Raw genomic sequence first — 16,600 nt, 5'->3', positions numbered from 1 at the left:
GGCCGGGAAACTCGCTCACATGTTCCTGACCATCAGCACCACCGGCACGGCGGAGCGTCCCGCGACCGACCTCGGATTCCTGCTGCACAAGCATCCAGGGAAGGCGCAGGCGTTCTCCACCTCCTACGGCACCGCGCACGTCCTCTACCCCGAGGCGGACGCCGAGCGCTGCACGGCGGCGCTGCTGCTGGAGGTCGATCCGGTGGCGCTGGTGCGGCGCGGCAAGGGCAAGGGCCGCGGCGGCGCTCCCGACGCGGCCCTCGCGCAGTACGTCAACGACCGCCCGTACGCGGCGTCCTCCCTCCTCGCCGTCGCGCTGAGCAGCGTGTTCTCCAGCGCGATGCGCGGGGTGTGCGCCGCCCGGCCCGAGCGCGCCGCCGAGCCGCTGCCGCTGCGCATCGAGGTGCCCGCGCTGCCCGCGCGGGGCGGCACCGCTGTCGTCCGCGCTCTCTTCGAGCCGCTCGGCTGGACGGTGAGCGCCGAACCGGTCGCCCTGGACACCGAGTTCCCGGAGTGGGGCGACTCGCGGTACGTACGCCTCGTCCTGGAGTCGCAGGCGCTGCGCCTGTCCGAGGCGCTGCGCCACCTGTACGTCCTGCTGCCCGTGCTGGACGACGCCAAGCACTACTGGGTGTCCGCCGACGAGGTCGACAAACTGCTGCGAGCCGGCGAGGGATGGCTGCCCGGCCACCCGGAACAGAAGCTGATCACCAGCCGCTTCCTGTCGCGCCGCTGGTCGCTCACCCGGCAGGCGCTGGAGCGACTGGAGCTGGTGCGGCTCGCCGAGACCGACGACGCGGACGTCGAGGAGATCGACAACGCGGTCGCCGCGGAGGCCGAGGAGGAGGAGAAGCCGGCCCCGCTCGCCGTGCAGCGACGTGACGCCATCACGGCCGTCCTGCGCGAAAGGGGCGCCGCCCGGGTGCTCGATCTGGGCTGCGGACAGGGCCAGTTGGTGCAGGCGCTGCTGAAGGACGCGCGGTTCACGGAGATCGTCGGCGTCGACGTGTCGATGCGCGCGCTCACCATCGCCTCCCGGCGGCTGAAGCTGGACCGGATGGGCGAGCGGCAGGCGGCCCGGGTCACCCTGCTCCAGGGCTCGCTTGCGTACACCGACGCCCGGCTCAAGGGCTATGACGCGGCCGTGCTCAGCGAGGTGATCGAGCACCTCGACCTGCCCCGGCTGCCCGCCCTGGAGTACGCGGTGTTCGGCTCGGCCCGGCCCCGCACGGTCGTCGTGACCACCCCGAACGTCGAGTACAACGTGCGCTGGGAGTCCCTGCCGGCCGGGCACGTCCGGCACGGCGACCATCGCTTCGAGTGGACCCGGAAGGAGTTCCGCGCCTGGGCGGACGCGGTCGCCGAACGGCACGGCTACGGCGTGCAGTTCCACCCCGTCGGCCCGGACGATCCCGAGGTCGGCCCGCCCACCCAGATGGCCGTGTTCACCCGCACCAGTGAGAAGGAGGCGAAGGCGGCATGACCGAGACCACCACCACCGAGGGCCGCGTGCTGCCCGTCACCGACCTCTCCCTCGTCGTCCTCGTCGGCGCCTCCGGCTCGGGCAAGTCCACCTTCGCCCGCCGTCACTTCAAGCCCACCGAGGTCATCTCCTCCGACTTCTGCCGCGGCCTGGTCTCCGACGACGAGAACGACCAGAGCGCGACCCGCGACGCCTTCGACGTCCTGCACTACATCGCCGGCAAGCGGCTCGCCGCCGGCCGCCGCACCGTGGTGGACGCCACCAGCGTCCAGCAGGACGCCCGCCGGCAGCTGATCGACCTGGCCAAGCAGTACGACGTGCTGCCCGTCGCCATCGTCCTCGACGTCCCCGAGGAGGTGTGCGCCGAGCGCAACGCGGCCCGCACCGACCGGGCCGACATGCCGCGCCGGGTCATCCAGCGGCACATCCGCGAACTGCGGCGCTCGCTGCGCCACCTGGAGCGCGAGGGCTTCCGCAAGGTGCACGTCCTGCGGGGCGTGGAGGAGATCGAGCGGGCCGCCGTCGTCACCGAGAAGCGGTTCAACGACCTCACCCACCTCACCGGCCCGTTCGACATCGTCGGCGACATCCACGGCTGCTCCGCCGAACTGGAGGCGCTGCTGGAGAAGCTGGGCTACGTCGACGGCGTCCACCCCGAGGGCCGTACCGCCGTGTTCGTCGGCGACCTCGTCGACCGCGGCCCGGACAGCCCCGGCGTGCTGCGCCGCGTGATGTCCATGGTGAAGTCGGGCAACGCACTGTGCGTGCCCGGCAACCACGAGAACAAGTTCGGCCGGCACCTCAAGGGCCGCGCCGTCCAGCACACCCACGGTCTCGCCGAGACGATCGCGCAGATGGAGGGCGAGAGCGAGGAGTTCCGGCACGAGGTACGGCAGTTCATCGAGGGCCTGGTCAGCCACTACGTCCTCGACGGCGGCCGGCTCGTCGTCTGCCACGCCGGTCTGCCGGAGAAGTACCACGGCCGCACCTCCGGCCGGGTCCGCTCGCACGCCCTGTACGGCGAGACCACCGGCGAGACCGACGAGTTCGGGCTGCCGGTGCGCTACCCGTGGGCCGAGGACTACCGCGGCCGGGCCGCCGTGGTCTACGGCCACACGCCCGTCCCCGAGGTTACCTGGCTCAACAACACGATCTGCCTGGACACCGGCGCCGTCTTCGGCGGCAAGCTGACCGCGCTGCGCTGGCCGGAGCGGGAGCTGGTCGACGTACCGGCGGAGCGGGTCTGGTACGAGCCGGTCAAGCCGCTGCGCACCGAGGCGCCCGGCGGGCACGACGGCCGGCCGCTGGACCTGGCCGACGTGCACGGCCGCCGTGCGGTGGAGACCCGGCACGCGGGGCGGGTCGCCGTCCGTGAGGAGAACGCGGCCGCCGCGCTGGAGGTGATGAGCCGCTTCGCGACCGACCCGCGGCTGCTGCCGTACCTGCCGCCGACCATGGCGCCGACCGCGACCAGCAGGGAGGAGGGCTACCTGGAGCACCCGGTGGAGGCGTTCGCCCAGTACGCCGCGGACGGCGTCGAGCGGGTCGTGTGCGAGGAGAAGCACATGGGCTCGCGGGCCGTGGCCCTGGTGTGCCGGGACGCGGAGGCGGCGCGCAAGCGGTTCGGCGTGGACGGGCCCACCGGGTCCCTCTACACCCGTACCGGCCGGCCGTTCTTCAGCGACGCGTCGGTCACCGAGCAGATCCTCGACCGGCTGCGCACCGCGATCGGCGAGGCCGGCCTGTGGACCGCACTCGACACCGACTGGCTGCTGCTGGACGCCGAGCTGATGCCGTGGTCGCTGAAGGCGTCCGGGCTGCTGCGGTCGCAGTACGCGGCCGTCGGCGCCGCGTCGGGCGCGGTGTTCCCGGGCGCGCTGGCCGCGCTGGAGGGGGCCGCGGCCCGGGGCGTCGACGTGACCGGCCTGCTGGACCGCCAGCGGGAACGGGCCGCCGACGCCGCCGCGTTCACCGAGGCGTACCGCCGTTACTGCTGGACCACCGACGGGCTCGACGGGGTGCGCCTGGCGCCGTTCCAGATCCTCGCCGTCCAGGGCCGCAGTCTCGCGGCGCTGCCGCACGACGAGCAACTCGCCCTGCTCGACCGGCTGGTGGAGCACGACACGACCGGCCTGCTGCAGACCACACGGCGGCTGTATGTCGACACCGGTGACCCCGAGTCGGTCCGGGCGGGCGTCGACTGGTGGCTGGAGATGACCGGCCGCGGCGGCGAGGGCATGGTCGTCAAGCCGCTGGGCGCGCTGGTCCGCGGCCCGGAGGGCCGGCTGGTGCAGCCCGGCATCAAGTGCCGCGGCCGCGAGTACCTGCGGATCATCTACGGCCCGGAGTACACGCGTCCGGAGCAGCTGGCCCGGCTGCGGCAGCGGTTCCTCAACCACAAGCGGTCGCTGGCGCTGCGCGAGTACGCCCTCGGCCTGGAGGCCCTGGACCGGCTCGCTGAGGGAGAGCCGCTGTGGCGGGTGCACGAGGCGGTGTTCGGCGTACTGGCGCTGGAGTCGGAGCCGGTGGACCCGCGTCTGTGAGCCGTCGGCGGCGGCCGCCGGTGGGGGCCTCTGGGCCGTGAGTGGTTCTGCCGACGGGGGCTGTGGGCCGGTTGCGGCCGGTCACGCAGTTCCCCGCGCCCCTTCAAGGCGTTGCCGGCGCCCGGCGGTTACCGGCCGTGCGGGCGATCGGTTCCGGCCAGGTCGTCCCCGCTGGGGCGGTCCTGGCCGGACATCGTGACGCAGGTCCCGTTCGTCCCTGGTTAACCGCTGGTAGCCGTGCTAACTTCGCTGGTCGGTCAGGCAGGTGAACCGGCTCAGGGGGAAAGTCGGTGAATACAGGCGCGGGGTCGGTCGGACCCGAGGACGCATCCGGCTACGCGCAGGGCGTGGGTCTGCTGTTACGTCTCACCGACGCGCTGTGCGAGCTGAGCTGCATGGAGGACGCCCAGGGGCGCGTCCAGTTCGCCGCCATCCTCGGTGACCACCTGCGCCGCCCGATCGACCTGCGCGGTGTCAAACAGCGCGAGGACGTCGTCACCCTGGTGCGCGCCGCGCTGAACGTCGACGGCGGCGAGCGCGTGCTCGTGGGCATGGTGCGCGTCTTCGAGGGGGGCCCGGCCGGCGACCGGCTCGACCGGCTGCTGGAACCCGCCGCCCCGCCGGTGGAGGACGAGCTGCTGCCCGGCCCGCTCACCCGCGTCGACGAGAACAGCGCCCGCGCCGTCCTCGCCAAGGGCGAGCTGCCCGCCGGCCGGCTGCGCGACGACCTCGTCCAGGAACTCAACGGACTCTTCCTCCCCCTCGGTCTCACCGCCGACCAGCTCTTCGGCTACGCCCTGGAGTGCAACGCCCAGCCCGACGGCCTCCCGCCCGCCGTGCTCCTCCTCGACCGGGCCGCCGCCCTCGCCGCCACGCCCGCCCACCGCACCGCCCTGTCCGGCTGGGCCGACGACTGGGCCCGCCGCGCCGGTCTCACCGCGCAGCTCGAACAGCGCCGCGGCGCCCGCCCCGCGGCGGCCGGCGACCCCGACATCCCGCGCTGCCTCGTGGTCGCCGTCGAACCCGCCCGGGACGGCACCGGAGAGGTGCTGGTGCGCCCCTGGCTCAACACCGTTCCCGGCCACTGGGACCCGCTGCCCTGCGAGCCCGTCACCACGACCCTCGACGGCCTCGGCCCCGCCGTCGAGGAGGCCCTGCGGCAGGGCGCGCGGCTGTGGACCGTGCCGCCCGAGCCGCACCCGAGCGGACGCCGGCCCCCACCGCCGTACGTCGAGTTCGTCCTCCCCTACGACCTGCTCAACCACGATGTGGCCGCGCTGCCGTACCGGATCGGCGACGGGCGTCCGCTCGCGCTCGGCACCCGGTACGGGATCCATCTGCGTTCCCTGGAGCGGATGCGCTCGCGGGACGGGGCGGTGCGCGAGCAGTGGCAGCAGCGCTGGGACACCCTGCGCCACGGCGGCGTCGGCGTGCACCACTGGAGCGGACCGGACGCCGAGCGGCTCGACGCGTGGCAGGCCGAACTCGCCGGTGAGACCTCCCACACGGCGGTCGTGCTGGACGCCCCGGACACCGCGCCCGCGCTGGAGGCGCTCAAGGCCGCCATCGCGGAAGGGATAGGGCTCGCCATCTGGGACCGCAGGGGAGTGTTCCCGGAGGAACGGCGGGAGGTCGTGACCGCCGTGTTCGCCGCGGTGCCCACCCCCGCGCAGATCCCCGCCGTGGTGCACCGGCTGCGGCAGAGCGCCGCCCGCAACGCCGAGGGGCCCGGCCGTCTTCTCGGCCGGCACATCGGCTTCTTCTGGGACGATCCGACCCGGCTCGTCGACCTTCAGACCCCCGATCCCGGCGATCTCGCCAGCGAGGAGGCACCGGCATGAGCGCGCAGGAGCACACGGCAGGCGGCGGCTGGCGCGTCTTCGACGCCACCGGCCGGCCCCCGGCCGCCCCGCCCCCCTTGCCGGAACCCCCGCCCTGGCGCCGGTTCCGCGGCGGCCCGCCGCAGCCGGCGCCGCCCGACGACCCCGAGGCCGCCCAGCGCCGCCTGGGCCCCGGCGACCTGGCACCGCAGCTCGACGCCGACGAGATCGACGTCGTCAACGCCGCGCTGGTGCTGCGCAGGCCCCTGCTGATCACCGGCCCGCCCGGCGTCGGCAAGTCCACCCTCGCCTATCTGATCGCCCGCGAACTGGGCCTCGGCCGGGTGCTGGAGTGGAACATCGTCAGCCGCACCACGCTCAAGGACGGCCTGTACGTCCATGACGCCATGGGCCGCGCCCAGGCGATCGCCGCCTGGCAGGCCGCCCTGCCCGGCGCCGATTCCCCACCAGACCCAAGAGAGAGTCAACTCCCGCCTCAACTGGGTGACTTCGTCACCCTGGGGCCCCTGGGAACCGCTCTGCTGCCCTACGATCGTCCCCGGGTGCTGCTTGTCGACGAACTCGACAAGAGCGACATCGACCTGCCCAACGACCTGCTGCACGTGCTGGAGAACGGAAGTTATGACGTCCCGGAGCTGGTGCGCGACGCCGCCGACACGGCACGCGTCCACACCAGCGACCCCGGGGGCCGCGCCGAGGTGCGGCACGGGCGCGTGGAGTGCCGGGAGTTCCCGGTCGTGGTGATCACCAGCAACGGGGAACGTGAGTTTCCGGCCGCTTTCCGGCGCCGCTGCCTGCCCCTGGAGATGCGCCCGCCCGGCCGCGAGCGGCTGCTGGCGATGATCGAGGGACACCTCGGCACCCGGCCCGAGGGCGCCGAGGAGCTGGTGGAGGAGTTCGTCCACCGCGTCCAGGCGGGCGGCACCCACAGCCTGGATCAGCTACTGAACGCTGTCCAGATGACTACGGCGGGTGGTTTCCAGACCGATGGTGACGGGCGTAAGCTCGTCGAAACGCTGCTCCGCGACCTCGCGAAGGGCCGCTGAATTGACCGGTAGGGAGCGCGCATCCGGACTGGGCGACGGCGGACCCGTCATGGGGTCGTCGTCGCCTCCTTCGGCGTTCCCCGGACCGGAGCCCGCCCTGCCGCACTGGCAGGAGATCGTCGACGCGGTGTGGCTCGCCGCGCACTGGACCCGGCACGACCCGGGGCCGGAACCCGGCCAAGGACCGGCTCCCGGCCCGGAGGCGGACGCCGGTGCCCGCCCGGACCCCACCCCCGCGGACGCGGCGACCCCGGCCGACGACCCCCCGGCCACCCAGCCCGCCGAGGACCTCGCCCGCGACGCGACCTCCGCCCTGCCGCCCGAGCCGCCCCCGTCCGCACCGACCGACGCCGACCCCGTGCCCGGGCCCACGACCGGCGAAGCCACCCTCACCGCCCGGCTGTTACCCGACCCCACCGGCACCCGCACGCTGCACCTCAGCCGCCCCCTGCTGCCCGCCGACGAGCCGCCCCAGCCCGGACCCGGCCGGGCCACCGCCCTGCTCGCCCGCGCCCTGCACCGGCTCGCCCGCCGCATCCCCTCCCGCGACACCCTCGAACTCGACGAGGAGACCACCGCCGAACAGGGAGTCGTGGACGGCATGTGGCTGCCCTTCCTGCGCCCCGCCCGCACCTGCGCCTTCGACCTGGTCCTCCTCGTCGACGCCGCGCCCACCATGCGCATCTGGGACGACGCCGTCGCCCGCCTCGCCGAGGCCGCCGAACACAGCGGCGCCTTCCGCGGGGTGCGCACCGTCCGCGTCACCGTCCCCCGCACCGGCACCGCCACCCTGCGCTGGCCCACCGGGCGGGAGGCCGCCGACCCGGCCGAACTCCTCGACGGCCGCGGCGGCCGCGTCTTCCTGCTCGTCACCGACGGACTCGCCCACGGCTGGGCCGCGCCCGCCGCCGACACCCTGCTCGGCCGCCTCGCGCACGCCGGCCCCACCGCCGTCGTCCACCTGCTGCCGCCCCACCTGCGCCACCGCACCTCCCTCAACCCCTACGACGCCACCCTGGAAGCCGGCGGTTTCGGCGCCGCCAACGCGGCGCTGCGGCACTGGGCGCCGCCCGGCGGACCCGACCCGCTGCGGCCGCTGCCCGCCGCCGGCGACGGTGCCGTCCCCGTGCCCCTGCTCTCCCTGCGGCACGGCTCGCTCGCCGCCTGGGCCGACCTCGTCACCGGCGAACGCGGAGTGCGCCGCGCGCTGCCCGTCGTCCTGGCCGGCACCCTCACCAAGGGCGCGCCCGCCCCCGGACTGCGCGCCCCGCGCTTCCCGCGCGCCGCGGCCGCCGCCGTACGCCGGTTCCTCACCCTCGCCACCCCCGCCGCCCGCGCGCTGGCCGCCCAACTCGCCGCCATCCCTTTCGACTTCGACCTGGTGGAGCAACTGCGGCGGCGCGCCATGCCGGAGACCCGCCCCGACCACCTCGCCGAGATCCTCATGGGCGGGCTGATCGACTGGGACAGCGGCGAGGACCACCCCGAGTTCGCCGACGGGGTGCGCGAGGCGCTGCTCGCCACCACCACCCGCTCCCAACTCGCCCGTACCGTCAGCATGGTGGGCGACCTGCCCGCCGCGGGGGAGCGGGGCGTGGCGCTGCGTGCCGCGCTGCGCGACCCCGGCGGCGCCCGGCTGCCCGACCCGGCCGCCCGCGGCTGGGCCCGCAGCGAACTCGCCGTGATGCGGGCGCTGTCCGGGCCGTACGGCGAGCGCGCCCGGCGCATCGAACCGTGGCTGTCCCCGTACGGAGAGCGGCCGTCCGCCGACCGGACCCACGCGGACGGGCCGCCCGGCGAGCGGGCGTTCGCGGGCGGGCCCCCCGACGAGTCCGGTACGGCTGAACGGGTGGGCACCGGTTTGTCGAATGCTTCACCCACAGCGGTGAACCAGGGGGACGCGGTGCTCGCTCCCCCGGGTCCGGAAGGCAGTGATCCAGCGTCGACCGAACCCGAGACCGCTGGAGACCACGTGAGCCTGGTGACCGACGCTACCCAACCACAAGCCCCGGAGGCTGAACCGCTCATGCAGAGCACCACGACCGCGACGCCGGCCCTCCTGGTGAACGTTCCGCTCAGGAACACCTCGTTCGTCGGCCGCCGGGCGCTGCTCAGGGCCGTGGAGGAGCAGCTCAGCGCCCAGGACACGACGGCCGTGCTGCCCAACGCGCTGCACGGCCTGGGCGGTGTCGGCAAGTCCCAGCTGGCGCTGGAGTACATCTACACCCACCAGCACGACTACAAGGTCATCTGCTGGATCCCCGCCGAGCGCGAGAGCCTCGTCCTGGCCGCCCTGGCCAGCCTCGCCGCCCAGCTCGGCGTGGCCCCCACCGGTCAGGACAGCGCCGCCGCGCCCGCCGCGAACACCGCCGTGCCGGCCGTCCTCGAGGCGCTGCGCACGGGCAAGCCGTACGACAACTGGCTGCTCGTCTTCGACAACGCCGAGGACATCGACAAGGTCCGCAACTACTTCCCGACCAACGGGCCCGGCAAGGTCATCGTCACCTCCCGGAACCGCGGCTGGGAGCGGGTGGCGACCTCCCTGCCGGTCAACGTCTTCGAGCGCGCGGAGTCCGTCGAGCTGCTGCAGAAGCGCTCGCCCGACCTGAGCAGCGAGGACGCCGAGCGGCTGGCCGAGGCCCTCGGCGACCTGCCGCTGGCCGTCGAGCAGGCGGGCGCCTGGCGGGCGGTGACCGGCATGCAGGTCGACGAGTACCTCGACGCCCTCGCGCAGCGCAGCCCCGAGATCCTCGAACTCGACCCGTCGCCCGACTACCCGGTGTCCGTCGCGGCCGCCTGGAACATCTCCCTGGACCGGATCCAGGAGAAGAACCCCGGCGCCCGCCAACTCCTCGACATCTGCGCCAGCATGGCCCCCGAGCCCATCCCGCGCTCGATGCTGCGCGGCAGCCGCGGGGTGAGCATCACGCCGGAGGTCGACCCGCTGCTGCGCGAGTCGATCAAACTGAACCGCGCCATCCGCGACCTGAGCCAGTTCTCCCTGATCAGGGTCGACCCCCGCTCCGACACGCTCCAGATGCACCGCCTGCTGCAGACCGTGCTCCTGGCCAAGCTGGGGGCCGACGAGCGCGAGCAGATGCGCGACGCCGCCCACCAGCTGCTGTCGGCCGCCAAGCCCGGCCAGCCCGGCTCGTCCCTCGAATGGCGCGCGTACCAGGCGCTGCTGCCGCACGTGCTCGCCTCGCAGGCCGTCACCAGCACCGACGACTACGTCCGCGACCTGGTCGCCGACACCGTGTGGTTCCTCTACTACTGGGGCGACCACGAGGGTGCCGCCGCGCTCGCCCGGCAGGCGTGGACCGCCTGGGTGGCCGCCTCCGGCGAGGAGGACATCCAGGTCATCCGGATGGTGAAGTGCTTCGCGTGGCTGCTGCGCCAGATCGGCGAGGTCGGTGAGTCCATTCCGCTCACCGAGCGGGCGCTGGAGATCTCCCGCCGCATCGACGCCGAGCCGGAGGTCCTGATCGACTCCCTGTGCGAGATGGCCGACGCCTACGGCTACCAGGGGCGCTTCCAGGAGGCCCGGGAGGTGGCGAAGGAGGCGTACGAACTCGCCCGCTCCCTGTTCGGCACCGACGACCCCATCACCCTGCGCGCCACCCACTCCTACGGTGTCGAGCTGCGGCTGTGCGGGCAGTTCGGGGAGGCGCTGGCCCTGGACCAGGAGAACGCCCGGCTGCGTGACCTGCTGTTCGGGCCGGCGAGCTTCTACACGCTGAACACGCTCAACGCGCTCTCCATCGACATGCGTGAGCGCGGCGACTACCCCGGTGCCCGCGACTTCCAGGAGGACGTGCACCGGCGGGCGCGCGACACCATGGGGGAGGAGCATCCGCTCACCCTGCGCATCGCGCGCAACCTCGCGGTGTGCCGACGCCGTGACGGGGCGCTCGGCGACGCGGCGGAGCTGGCGAGCCAGACTCTGCGCAGGTTCACCAGCCGCTACGGGCAGGACCACTTCGACGCGCTGGCGACGGCGACCAACGTCTCCGTCGACCTGCGCCTCGCCGGAGACCTGGACGGCTCCCGGCAGCTCGCCGAGGTCACGCTGCAGCGTTATGAACAGCGACTCGGCAAGAACCACGCCTACACGCTGCTGACCAAGGCCAACCTGGCCGCCACGCTGCGGGCGCTAGGGGCGCTCGACGAGGCGCAGGAACTGGAGGACGACGCGGCGCGGCGGCTGGCGGAGACGGTCGGGCCGCGCCATGTCACGACCCTCACGGTCGCCCTCGGCCAGGCCAACACGGCTTACGCCCGGCTGGACTTCGAGCGGGCGCGCGAGATCGACGAGGCCAACCTGCCGCTGCTCACGGAGGTCGCGGGGGAGATGCACCCGCTGACCCTGTCCTGCACCGCCAACCTGGCACTGGACCTGCGGGGCCTGGGCCGCGGCCGGGAGGCGGACGAACTGGAACGCAAGGCGGTCGACGGCTTCTCCGGCGGCGTGGTCCGCCCCGACCACCCGTGGCTCCAGTCGGCCCGCAAGCGCCGCCGCATCGAGTGCGACATGGCCCCGATGCCGCTGTAGCCCGCCGGCGGCTTCACCGGGCGCCTTCCTGAGCCGGGGGCTCCGGCCGCGGGGGCCTCCGGCCAGGGGGGGCTGAGGTGTGATCGGCCTTCGGCCCGGGGGTGGCTGGGGCGTGGTCGGGCTCCGGCCCGGTGGTGGCTGGGGTGTGGTCGGGCTTCGGCCCGGTGGTGGCTGGGGTGCGGTCGGCCTCCGGCCGGGGGTGGGCGGGGCTGTGGCCGGCCTCCGGCGGGGAGTGGGCGGGTCGTGGTCGGCCTTCGGTCCGGGTGGGGCGCCGTGTGGTGGGCCGTCGGCCGGGCTTCGGCGCGGGGGAGGCGGTCGGTTTGCGGCCCGGCCCTGATGGGACGCGGTGTGGTGGGCCTACCGCCGGGTTTCGGGTGGGGCCCGGAGACCGTGGACCCTGTGGCCGGGTCAGGGTTGATGGCGGGCGCCGTGCCGTTGGCCTTCAGCCGGACCTCTGCCGGGCGGGGAAGTGGTCGACCCGTGGCAGGACAGGGGCCGCGGCAGGGAGCCCCGGCGCGGATGCCTGCGCCGGGGTCGGTGCCTTGCACGGGCGGGCCCCGTGCGGCCGCTTGCAGCGCCTCCCGCTCGCAGCGTTTCCCGCCGGCGGCGTCGGCCTGTCCTCGGCGGTTCCTCCCGGCGGCGTAAGCCTGCTCTCGGCGTTTCGCTCTGGTGGCGGAAGCCTGCCCTCGGCGATTCCTGCCGGCGGCGTGGCCCCGCCCCGGGCGTTTACCGCCCCCGGCGTTTCCCGTCGGCGGCGTGGCCCGCCCGCGGCGATCCCGTTTCGCTCTGCCGGCTCGGGGCGCCCGGTGCGAGGCCCGGCGCTGCGAAGTTTCGCCCCCTCCCTCAGCTCGGGGCGCCCCCTGCGCGGCCCGGCGCTGCGAATCCGCCCCCTTCTTCAGCCCGGCGCGCGCCGCTTGTGGCTTGTGTCGTTCAGGAGCGAGCCGTGGCTCCCGCCGTGGAGGGTGCGGTGGGGGCCGTTGAGGTGTCGTTCACGCTCCCGGGAGTGGGGTTTGCGTCGGGTTCGGGTGGGTGGGGTCGGGGGCGTCGTCGTCCTGGGTCCGGCCCGGGCGGGACAGGCGGCCGGCCAGGTGGAGGAGCGGCTGGGTGAGCAGGGTCGTGGCCAAGGCCATGAAGACCAGGACCGTGTAGAGCTGTTCGCTCAGCAGGTGGGCCTGGTAGCCCGCGTTGAGGGCGATCAGCTCCGTCAGACCCCGGGTGCTCATCAGGACGCCCACCGTGCGCGCGTCGTCCCGCTCCAGACCGCTCAGCCGTGCCGCCGCCGTACTCGGACCGACCTTCGTCACCACCGCCAGCACCGTCACGACCAGCAGCGCGGTCCAGCCCGTCGCGTTCATGGAGTTCAGCGCGACGGACTGGCCCGAGACGACGAAGAAGAACGGCAGCAGCAGCGAGCTGACGTCGTGCAGCGGCCGCACCAGGTCGGGATCGAGCGTGCCGTCGGCCTCCCGCGGCAGCACCGCCCCCGCCAGCAGCGCGCCGAAGATCACGTGCAGACCCAGATAGTGCGTCACCCACGCCGACCCCAGCGCGAACCCCAGCAGCAGCGCCATCCGCAGCGACGGCTCCATCGCCGTGCGCCACAGCAGCCGGCGCAGCAGCGGCCGCGCCACCAGCGGCATCAGCACGATGAACCCCACCGCGAGCAGCGCCCGCCACTGCCAGGCGAGCGTCTGGTCACCGGCGCCGCTGTTCAGCAGCGTCCCCGCCAGCACGGTCCACCCGAGCACGTCGAGCAGCCCGGCCGCGGACACCGCCACCACCCCGGGCACCGTGCGGGCCAGGCCGTTCTCCCGCACTATGGCCGTCAGCACCGGCACGGCCGTTATCGACAGGGCGACCCCGGCGAACACCACCTCGGCCGGGGAGAGGTCGCGGTCCATGCCCAGGTGCCGCAACTGCTCCCGGAACAGCAGTGCGCAGCCCGCGCCCACCACCATCGGCACCACGAACGCCGCCACCGCCACGGCCACCGCCGACCGCGCCCGGTCCCCGAGGATCCGCAGGTCCAGTTCGTAACCGACCGAGACCAGGAAGACGACGAGGGAGATCTGCGCGAAACCGGTGAGCGCCGGTGAGATGCCCTGCGGGAACAGCGCGTCGTGCGTCCCGGGCGCCACACTGCCCAGCAGTGACGGGCCGAGGGCGATGCCCGCGGTCAACTGGCCCACGATGTACGGCTGTCCCAGCCGGCGCGCCAGCCAGCCGGCGGCGTGCGCGGCCACCAGGATCAGGGCCGAGGCACCCACGATGTGCAGGACGAGCGCGTCAGGGCTCATGGTGTCCCCCAGTGGTCCGGTGGGCCGGGCCGGCAACCCGGCCGCCGACGGGGATCGCACACGCTCTCGACCCCAACCTCCTTATGATACTGGTAACTTGACGTACCAGCGGCAGTCGTACAGGGCGCTGCACCAGTGTCACGGGGGGCACATGACGGCGGTAGTCTTCATCCATGGAACAGGGGTTCGCGAACCGGGTTTCTCTGCGACGGCGGGGCGCGTCGCGGCCGGACTGACCGCGCTGCGCGACGGACTACGCATCGTGCCGCACTACTGGGGCGGCACGCACGGCGCCACGCTCGCCGCCGGCGGAGCGAGCCTGCCCCCGGCCACCGGCACCACCCGCGGCCTCGCCGAGGCGGCCACCGCCGGCCCGGCCCGAGAACTCGGCGAGACGACGAGCGCCGCGGACCCCGGTGACGACACGGCCGTCTGGGCCGCCCTGTACGCCGACCCGTACGCCGAACTCGCCCTCGCCGCCCAGCAGGCGGCCGCCCGGACCGGCGAGCGGCCCCCCGGCTCCGTACCGCCCGCGCACCAGCTCCAGTCGCGGCTCGCCGCGCTGGCCGCCCAGGGCGACGCGCCCGCCGCCGAGCTGGGTCCCGGTCTGGCCCGCGCCGCCACCGACCTCGCCGCCCACCCCCTGCTCGCCCCCGCCGCCGAGGCCCTGGACCCCGAGGACCTGGCCGCCGTCGCCGCCCGCAGCCTGACCGCCCGCGTCATCGCCGACGCCCTCGACGCCGACACCCCGCTCGTCCCGGTCGGCGACACCCGCGACACCGTCACCGACCGGCTCGCCGAGGCACTCGGTGCACCACCCCGCGGCACCCGGCGCGGTGTGCGCTCCCTGCTGCTGCGCACGGCCGGTTCGGCGGCCTCCCGCGCCGCCCTGCGCCGCCGGCGCGCCCTCACCGAGGCCGCGCACCCCGCCGCCGGGGACGTGCTGCGCTACCTCGCCCGCGGTGCCGCCGTCCGCGCCGGACTGCGTTCCCTCGTCGAGGGCCTCGAGGAGCCCGTCGTCCTCCTCGGTCACAGCCTGGGCGGCATCATCGCCCTGGACACGCTGATCTCCGCCCCGCTGCCGCAGGTGCGGCTGCTGGTGACGGCCGGCTCCCAGGGGCCGTTCCTGTACGAGTCGGGCTCCCTGCCCACCCTGGAACACCCCGCCCCGCTGCCGCCCCACGTCCCCGCCTGGCTCAATCTCTACGACCCCCGCGACCTGCTCTCCTACCTCGGCGCCGGTCTCTTCCCCGGCCGCGTCACCGACGTCGCCGTCGACAGCCGCCAGCCCTTCCCGGCCGCGCACAGCGCCTACTGGACCAACCCGGCGGTGTACCGGCACATCGTGGACCGCCTGCCGTGACCGCTGCGCACACCCCCGGCGTCGACCCGGCGCGCGTGCACGCCCTGATCGTCGGCATCGAGTCCTACGGCGCCGGTCCCGCGTGGGACCTGCCCGGGCCGGCCCGCGACGCGGTCCGCTTCCACGCCCTGCTGCGCGCCGCCGGCGTACCGCAGGAGCAGCTGCGCCTGCACCTCGCGCCGCTGCCGCCCTACCGTCCCGGCGTCCCGCACGCGCCCGCCGACCAGGCTACCCTGCGCCGCGTCCTCGTCCAGGAACTGCCGCGGGAGGGGGGCGAGGTGCTGTGGGTGTGGTGGGGCGGCCACGGTGCGCTGGACCGGTCCGGGCATCTGCGGCTGTTCTGCGCGGACGCCACCACCGCCGACAAGCTCGGCATCGACCTGGACTCCGCGCTGGAGCGGTACCGCAGCGACGCCGTGCCGTCCCTGACCGGGCAGTTGTGGGTCGTCGACGCCTGCGAGACCTTCGAGGAGGACCTCGCGCTGCGCGAGCCGCTGCCGCCGGACGCGCTGCCCGTGGGCCGGCGCACCCTCGTGCACCGGCAGACCGTGCTGCGGGCCGCCGGGCGCGGCCGGGCCGCCGCCAACGACCCCGTGCGCGGCACCGGACTGTTCTCCGACGTCCTGCTCGGCCTGCTGGCCGAACACGCCCGGTCGCTGCCGGCGCCGCCCGATCCGGAGGAACTGTTTCCGGCCGTCCGGGCACGCATCGCGGCCCTCAGGGAAGCGGGCCGGACCCTGCAGTATCCGGAGATCCGGCTGCAGAGCCCCGAGCGCGGCGAGACCATCACCCCGGCGCCGCCGCCCGCCGCGCCCCGGCCCCCGTCCCCGTTGCAGCGGGCGGTGGAGGCCCTGCTGGCGTATCCGCTGATGGCCGACCCGGTCGAACGGCAGATGGTGGTCGGCGCGCTCGACCCTCGCGTCACCGGGACGCTGGCCCGTCACACCCGGGCCCGCACGGACGCCGTGGGGCTGCTGGGCGGGCTCGCCCGGCAGGGAGAGCAGGCCCTGTGGCAGCTGTACGACGCGGTCGTGTCCGTCGACGACGACACCGGGCGCGCGGCGGAACTGGCCGAGGCGCTGCGGGAGTTCGGCGCCGCGTCGGGGAGTCCCCGCGGTCGTGGATGATCAGGTGGCGTGATCGTACGGTTTTCGACCGGGGCGGGAATGGCCATGATGGAACAGGACGCGGGGCATTGCGTGCCACCGTGCGAGAAGGGGGAGCATCTTGGACCAGCCGCCCGCCGGGCAGCACGCCGCAGCCGTCCGTGATCCGGACCGCGCCGCGGGCGCCCTCGTCTGGGAGTCGGATCTGACGGACGTCGCCGCGCTGCCCTTGACCGCCGTGGACGAGCTGGCGCCGCTGTCGCCCACCGCCCGCCTGCTCGAGGAGGTCCTGCGCGCCCGCGGCGGCGTCAAGGGCGGCAGCGACGGCCCCGGCGGCGCCCGAGCCGAATAGCGGGGCACCGCCCGGGC

The 16,600-nt window shown here is 74.6% G+C and carries 9 protein-coding genes; 8 read left to right on the top strand and 1 reads right to left on the bottom strand.

Annotation, left to right across the window (positions count from 1 at the left end):
• Window positions 1–19: 19 nt before the first annotated feature.
• The 5 genes from AB0E88_RS06615 (at window position 20) to fxsT (ending at window position 11,465) form a co-directional block, all read left to right on the top strand.
• Entirely contained in the window at window positions 20–1,483 is a 1,464-nt protein-coding gene (locus AB0E88_RS06615) for a 3' terminal RNA ribose 2'-O-methyltransferase Hen1 (protein WP_361624853.1), read from the top strand.
• Window positions 1,480–4,026, top strand: coding sequence for a polynucleotide kinase-phosphatase (locus AB0E88_RS06610; protein ID WP_361624850.1), 2,547 nt, complete (start codon window positions 1,480–1,482; stop codon window positions 4,024–4,026). Before AB0E88_RS06615 ends, AB0E88_RS06610 begins: the two co-directional genes overlap by 4 nt.
• Before the next feature lie 290 nt (window positions 4,027–4,316).
• On the top strand, window positions 4,317–5,867 hold the full coding sequence (locus tag AB0E88_RS06605) for a hypothetical protein (RefSeq protein ID WP_361624847.1): 1,551 nt from the start codon (window positions 4,317–4,319) through the stop codon (window positions 5,865–5,867).
• A complete protein-coding gene (locus AB0E88_RS06600) occupies window positions 5,864–6,913 on the top strand; it encodes a MoxR family ATPase (RefSeq protein WP_361624844.1) in 1,050 nt (349 codons plus the stop codon). Before AB0E88_RS06605 ends, AB0E88_RS06600 begins: the two co-directional genes overlap by 4 nt.
• 49 nt (window positions 6,914–6,962) lie before the next feature.
• Window positions 6,963–11,465 (top strand): FxSxx-COOH system tetratricopeptide repeat protein, encoded by a 4,503-nt coding sequence (fxsT, locus tag AB0E88_RS06595; RefSeq protein WP_361624841.1) that lies wholly within the window; start codon window positions 6,963–6,965, stop codon window positions 11,463–11,465.
• Between the two features lie 989 nt (window positions 11,466–12,454).
• Here fxsT and AB0E88_RS06590 read toward each other — a convergent pair.
• Window positions 12,455–13,762, bottom strand: coding sequence for a cation:proton antiporter (locus AB0E88_RS06590; protein ID WP_361624838.1), 1,308 nt, complete (start codon window positions 13,760–13,762; stop codon window positions 12,455–12,457).
• A gap of 151 nt (window positions 13,763–13,913) precedes the next feature.
• Between AB0E88_RS06590 and AB0E88_RS06585 the strand changes: the two genes are divergently transcribed.
• From AB0E88_RS06585 to AB0E88_RS06575, 3 genes are all read left to right on the top strand, one after another.
• Window positions 13,914–15,125 (top strand): hypothetical protein, encoded by a 1,212-nt coding sequence (locus AB0E88_RS06585; protein WP_361624835.1) that lies wholly within the window; start codon window positions 13,914–13,916, stop codon window positions 15,123–15,125.
• On the top strand, window positions 15,122–16,252 hold the full coding sequence (locus tag AB0E88_RS06580) for a caspase family protein (protein ID WP_361624832.1): 1,131 nt from the start codon (window positions 15,122–15,124) through the stop codon (window positions 16,250–16,252). Before AB0E88_RS06585 ends, AB0E88_RS06580 begins: the two co-directional genes overlap by 4 nt.
• Before the next feature lie 100 nt (window positions 16,253–16,352).
• Entirely contained in the window at window positions 16,353–16,583 is a 231-nt protein-coding gene (locus AB0E88_RS06575; protein WP_361624829.1) for a hypothetical protein, read from the top strand.
• Window positions 16,584–16,600: the final 17 nt, after the last annotated feature.

This window comes from Streptomyces sp. NPDC028635 (genome assembly GCF_040637635.1).
Taxonomy (GTDB): domain Bacteria; phylum Actinomycetota; class Actinomycetes; order Streptomycetales; family Streptomycetaceae; genus Streptomyces.
This window is presented reverse-complemented; position numbering and strand designations above follow the sequence as displayed.

Coding starts and splice junctions, on each gene's coding strand:
- AB0E88_RS06590 (WP_361624838.1), bottom strand. CDS start 13,762: ATGAGCCCTGACGCGCTCGTCCTGCACATCGTGGGTGCCTCGGCCCTG.
- AB0E88_RS06610 (WP_361624850.1), top strand. CDS start 1,480: ATGACCGAGACCACCACCACCGAGGGCCGCGTGCTGCCCGTCACCGAC.
- AB0E88_RS06600 (WP_361624844.1), top strand. CDS start 5,864: ATGAGCGCGCAGGAGCACACGGCAGGCGGCGGCTGGCGCGTCTTCGAC.
- AB0E88_RS06585 (WP_361624835.1), top strand. CDS start 13,914: ATGACGGCGGTAGTCTTCATCCATGGAACAGGGGTTCGCGAACCGGGT.
- fxsT (WP_361624841.1), top strand. CDS start 6,963: ATGGGGTCGTCGTCGCCTCCTTCGGCGTTCCCCGGACCGGAGCCCGCC.
- AB0E88_RS06615 (WP_361624853.1), top strand. CDS start 20: ATGTTCCTGACCATCAGCACCACCGGCACGGCGGAGCGTCCCGCGACC.